Source organism: Calditrichota bacterium, from assembly GCA_014359355.1.
Taxonomy (GTDB): domain Bacteria; phylum Zhuqueibacterota; class Zhuqueibacteria; order JANLFK01; family Oleimicrobiaceae; genus Oleimicrobium.
In genome coordinates this window covers 1-4,496 of the sequence record JACIZP010000243.1, presented here as the reverse complement: position 1 = coordinate 4,496, position 4,496 = coordinate 1, and the positions used below count along the sequence as shown (strand labels likewise).

The 4,496-nt window shown below is 63.0% G+C and carries 3 protein-coding genes; 1 reads left to right on the top strand and 2 read right to left on the bottom strand.

Translation table 11 applies throughout. The annotated features are described in order from the left end of the window. Window positions 1-357: 357 nt before the first annotated feature. Window positions 358-2,700: a family 10 glycosylhydrolase gene (locus tag H5U38_10880; GenBank protein MBC7187528.1), complete on the top strand. Its 2,343-nt coding sequence runs from the start codon at window positions 358-360 to the stop codon at window positions 2,698-2,700. Between the two features lie 15 nt (window positions 2,701-2,715). Here the strand turns inward: H5U38_10880 and H5U38_10875 are convergent, their stop codons facing one another. Next, window positions 2,716-3,531: a DUF1848 family protein gene (locus H5U38_10875; GenBank protein ID MBC7187527.1), complete on the bottom strand. Its 816-nt coding sequence runs from the start codon at window positions 3,529-3,531 to the stop codon at window positions 2,716-2,718. A gap of 117 nt (window positions 3,532-3,648) precedes the next feature. Next, window positions 3,649-4,473 (bottom strand): GNAT family N-acetyltransferase, encoded by an 825-nt coding sequence (locus H5U38_10870; protein MBC7187526.1) that lies wholly within the window; start codon window positions 4,471-4,473, stop codon window positions 3,649-3,651. Between the last annotated feature and the right edge of the window lie 23 nt (window positions 4,474-4,496).

Below are 4,496 nucleotides of genomic sequence, written 5' to 3'. Positions count from 1 at the left end.
CGGTACGTAACCACCCCTGGCTCTTCGCTCGGACTCACCCCCCGAAGGGCCCATGCCCCACCCACCCCGCCTCCTTCTTCGTCTCGCCCGACCAGCCGAATCCGCGACCGTGAAATGAGATCTGCCCCACAAACGAGTCCGTTTTGTTCCGCGTTGTCATAACGACCGCCCCGCCGCTCCTCGGCAACGTCGCGGGAGGAGCTGGAGCTGACAAAGGCACTGCGGCCTGTCACCGCCACAGGCCATGCACAAAGGCCTTGCAATTGTGCGCATTTTTGCTATATTGGGCGGCAAGAAGAAAACCCACGCAAGGGAATCTCGGTCGCTCAGATGGCAGTTCGTGTGGAGGAAGTGAGGATGGGCCACCGCATTCTCCGAGGCATCACCCGCAAGTTAGCACTTCTATGCCTGCTGGCACCCCTTGCTGTGCGCGGCGCCGAGCTTCGCGCCCTTTGGGTCACACGCTGGGACTATCGCACTGCTGAAGACGTACGCGCCATCGTGCAGAACGCCGCCCAGTACCGCTTCAACACCCTCCTTTTCCAGGTCAGGGGCAACGGTACGGTCTGCTACCGCTCGAGCATGGAGCCCTGGGCAGAGGAGTTCGGAGGCCAAGATCCCGGCTGGGATCCCCTGCAGACAGCCATCGACGAGGCGCACGCGCGGGGCATTGCGCTCCATGCCTGGGTCAACGTTTACCCAGGCTGGCGCGGGACGGTTCCCCCTGCCGACCCGCAACAGCTCTGGAATAGCCACCGCGACTGGTTCATGGTGGATCCGAACGGTGCCGTGCAACGCCTCAACAACCACTACACCTGGCTCTCCCCCACCAATCCGGAGGTCCAAGCCTACCTGCACAGACTGTTCGTTGAGCTCCTTGAGCGATACGACGTTGACGGCATCCACCTCGACTACTTCCGGTTTCCGGGACCGGGCTTCTCGTTTGACCTGCCGTCACTCACGCAGTTCCGCCTCTACCACAATGGTCGCTCGCCTGCAGAAGCGCCGGCCGCTTGGGACGAATGGCGGCGCAGCGCTCTGACCCGCCTGCTCACCGTGCTTTATGGGGCCGTCAAGGCTCATAGGCCAGATGCGGTCGTCTCCAGCGCGGTGATCGGCGACCTGCAAACAGGCAGACAGCTTTTCCTGCAGGATAGCCACCGCTGGCTGGCCATGGGCGTCATCGATGTCATCTTCCCCATGATCTACACCAGCGACACCACCCTCTTTCGCCGCCTTGCGGCCGAGCACCTGCAGGACGACAAGGGCCGGTTGGTCTGTCCTGGCATCGATGCCACGGCAGATTGGCGCGCCCAGGTGGAGATAGCCCGCCGCCTGGGTGCCCAGGGATTTGCCTTATTCTCATACCAAGCTCTTTTCCCGAAGCACACGGTTACCCCAGCAGCTGCGCAGGATCTGATGGCGGTGCAACCGGAACCCGCGCTGCCGCCCGACCTCGCCTGGAAAACTTCGCCCAAGGACGTGCAAGGACCACTCATCCCGGCGTTGTTCACCGCCCCGCCGGTGGTGCGCGAAGGGGAGCCATTCAAGGTGCTCTGTCACATTAGCGACCCGAGTGGTGTGTACGACGACAGTACCGGCTCCGAAGGCCAAGGCGTGCACCTGGTATGGAGCGTCGCGGGCAAGGGAGGGGAGATCCGGGAGTTAAAGATGTCGGCCCTACCCTCCCATGAGGGCTGGTACATCACCGACCAGGAGATTCCAGCTCAAAGAGCGGCAACCGAGCTACTGCTCCGTGTCTTTGCCAGGGACAACGCGGACCCCAAGAGGCGCAACCTCGGCTACAGCCCCGTCACGGCCATCGTTGTCGATTTCAGCCAGCCTCTTTTCTCCTGCCGGGGCGAGTTTGGCCCGCTGGTGTGGAACGCCACTGCAGTCGCGGTGGATTCCACAGGTCAAGTGTGGGTCACCTCTCTTGAAGACCGCTGTGTCCACGTCCTTGCTCCAGACGGAAGCGAGAGGGACTTTTCGCCCATCCGCGTGGGCCTGGCGGCTAACGGTGAGGCCGCGCCCCTGCGCAGTCCAGCTACAGTGGCGGTGGACAGTGGGGGCATCATCCACCTCGGCTGTGCTACGTCCCCGGGAGTCATCTTCCGTTTTGGGCCTGACGGACGAGCCCTCCCGGGGGTCGAGGTGCCATACCCTGTGGGGTGCATCAGTTTCGACCGCTTCGGCCGTGCCTTCGTCTCAGAGAGTGGCCGCGCGCTCTGGCACGTCTACGACACCAATTGGCAAGAGATGGAGGGCAGTCCTTTCGGGGATGGGTCAGTGGCAAACGGTCTGGCCGTCTCTCCTGATGGAACCAAAGTGTACGTGGCCTGCGAGTCGGAAGGAACGGTGCAAGTATGGCGCACCGAGGCTACCGGCACAAGCCTCCGCTACCAGCGCCAAGGCAACCTAGCGGTGCGCGGGATCGGCAAGGGTGGTGTCCACACCGACCAGCGAGGAACGATCTTTGTCTCCCACATGCCTGCCGGACGCGTTACCATCCTGGACGGGGAAGGCAACGTGGTCGGTTTTCTCCACGGCGGCTCGCCACCTTTGCGCGCACCCAAGAACGTCGCCCTCTGCGCAGCCGGTGACGTCCTCTACGTCTTGGAAACTGGCGCCGCCGGCCCAAGCAGGCTGAGCAGGTGGGTACAGAAACCAGGGAGCCAGCTCGGAGGGCAGGAAGAGTAGGAAACGCGCCTTGCCCTACGGCAAGATGAGGGATTGGGTCGCTTTCTCCTTCCCAACGGGCCTGGGGTTGGCGTAGCAATACAGGCAGCCGCCCACGCACCCTTTGTACCATCCGATGTCTATGCTTTCTGTGCAGCCGCAGAGCGGCCTTTGTCCTGTGGCGCGCCGCGTGGAACAGGCCAGCCCTCGTGGGTGCAGCCTCGTCAAGAGAAAGCCGTCGATGCAGCGCGAAGGCGACCACCCAGGCACGCAGCACCCGTGCACCCGCAACCCGAACCGTGCGGCTACCTCCAGCACCTGGCGCGCTTCCTCTGCCCAGACCTCTGCGCTCGGTTCTTCCGGCTCTATGCCTGCATGCCTTAGCCGGCTCGCCACTTTCCGGTAGACCTGCAGCCAGCTCGTGGAAACGTCGCGCACCCCCAGCTCCGCACACGCCGCAGCGATGGCGGCAAAATGGGGCAGGTTTGTGTAGCGCTGTCCGTCTGGAAGGAGCAAGTGCACGATGGGGTCAAAGCGCAGGCGGACCCGCTCTGGGCTTCTGGTCAGCTCGATCACCCCCGGCAAGTGGGCCAGCGCCTCTTCGGTCGGAGGGATGCCAGGTTCCAGGAACGTGCCCCCCATGCCCGTGATGCTGTAGTGCACATACAACTGCTCAAAGCGCGAGAGGACCTTGCGCAGCGGCGCATGCACCAGCAGGTTAGCGGCGTTCTTTGTCCAGATGACGACGGTGTGCACTTCCTCCGGGGAGAATTTGTCTTGGAGGATGGTGGCCAGTTCATCCGGATAGCCCGCCACCATGTCCACGCGGCGACTTGCGGAGATCACCTTCATCGATGGACGCGCCTCGAGCTTTGTGCGCTCCGCCTTGGTTGTACCTGTCGCTCGCACATCGCACACGGCAACGCATCCCAACAACCGCTCACTGCCAACGGCGGGGCGCCTCGGACTTTACTCCCACCTGTTCAGATGCACTGCCCCGCCTTTGACGCGCTCCGGATAGCCTTCCAAGGTCATACGCAGGTCGGAATGGATAATCTTGAAACCGTGGTTCAGCGCCCAGCGCAGGGCCCAATGGCTGTTTGCCGGTATGCGCAGGCACAGCACATCCAGCTCCTCCCGCCGCGCGTGCACCTCCAGCAGATTAAGAAGGGCCGGGAAAAGCTCCTCGCGCCACTGCTCCGGCACTACTCCGACGATTAACCGAGCGAGGTTGCGCTGCTGTCCCATGAAGTACGGTTCAGTGTGGACAACCGCCAGCGCCAAGGCGCTGCCATTCCGCTCCAGCAAGAAGGTCTCCCCAAAGCGAAAGGCCCGCGTCTGCCGGATCAGCGGCGCATAGTCCGTACCCTCGGCCACGGCGTTTGCCAGTTCTGCCGCTCTGCCCAAGAACGACCAAGAACCCCGCTCATCTTCTTGGCTGAACCTGCGCACCTGAATACCTGTCCTGAGCTGCGTCGCCCCGGCTCTGGCCACCGGGCGTATCAGCTCGCACGTGAGCTGTTGCGCCACAAAGCCCAGCTTCAGATAGAAGCCGAGATTGCGATAGCTGCGGGGCATGGTCTCTAAGCCAATCGTGGTACACCCGGAGTTCATGAGGAAATCAACGCTGCGCCTTGTGATCTGCGTACCCACGCCCCGTCCTTGCCATTGCGGCGCAACGGCGATTGGGCCAATCCATCCCGTGGTGCCGTACAGATGCGAGAAGGCAACACCCACTACCGTACCACCCCGTTCGGCGACGATGCATCCGGGAGGTGTCGTGGAGAGGTACATCTCCAACATCTCAATTCGACACG

What these genes read in the sequence shown, in the direction of transcription:
- H5U38_10880 (MBC7187528.1), top strand. Translation starts at nt 358, where the DNA reads ATGGGCCACCGCATTCTCCGAGGCATCACCCGCAAGTTAGCACTTCTA.
- H5U38_10870 (MBC7187526.1), bottom strand. Translation starts at nt 4,473, where the DNA reads ATGTACCTCTCCACGACACCTCCCGGATGCATCGTCGCCGAACGGGGT.
- H5U38_10875 (MBC7187527.1), bottom strand. Translation starts at nt 3,531, where the DNA reads ATGAAGGTGATCTCCGCAAGTCGCCGCGTGGACATGGTGGCGGGCTAT.